Consider the following 913-nt stretch of genomic DNA (forward strand, 5'->3'; position numbering starts at 1 on the left):
TGAACTAGACAAAAAAATTAAGGTCAAGTAGACTACAACTAATATATTTGAGGAGAATCTACTATGACGAACAATAAAAGAGAAAGAAGAACCTTTACAGCGGAATTTAAGCACCAAATGGTTCAACTGTATCAGAATGGTAAACCAAGRAAAGACATCATTAAGGAATATGGATTAACACCATCATCATTGGATCGATGGATCAATCAAAATCATACGTCTGGCTCGTTTAAAGAGAAAGATAATAAGACYGCTGAACAACTAGAGTTGGAAGCGTTGAGAAAACAAAACAAACAACTTCTTATGGAAAATGATATTTTAAAGCAAGCAGCGCTGATACTAGGACGAAAGTAAAAGTAGTGAAGAATAACCTACATAAATACTCAATATCAGCAATGTGCAATGTCCTACAATTATCAAGAGCAACGTATTATTATGAAGCCAAACAAGCACAAGATACAGKARATGAATTGTCACCACTCGTGAAAGAAATCTTCCGAGAGAGCCGTCAGAACTATGGAACACGAAAGATAAAAGTAGAACTAAAAAAGGTAGGATATGTGATTTCACGTCGCCGTATTGGGCGAATCATGCAGAACCAAGGTTTAGTATCGAACTATACGATTGCACAATTTAAGYCGAAGAGAGTTAGCTGTAACGAAGAAAACATTTCAAACGAACTCAATCGTCAGTTCAACCAACAAGAAGAGCTGGCTGTAGTCGTAAGTRATTKAACATACGTCCGTGTGAACAAAAAGTGGAATTACGTATGTTTATTAGTCGATCTCTTTAATCGAGAAATCATAGGCCATAGCGCAGGCCAAAAGAAAGATGCCGAGCTTGTTTCACAAGCTTTCGCAACGGTGAAAACAAACTTAAATCGGATTACCTTATTTCATACAGATCGAGGAAA

General features: G+C 36.6%; 1 pseudogene. It reads left to right on the plus strand.

The window, feature by feature from the left end:
* Window positions 1-63: 63 nt before the first annotated feature.
* Window positions 64-913 (plus strand): annotated as a pseudogene (locus tag AC1DIT_RS28215) (IS3 family transposase); the annotation flags it as partial.

Source organism: Bacillus sp. 05T22 (assembly GCF_056396765.1).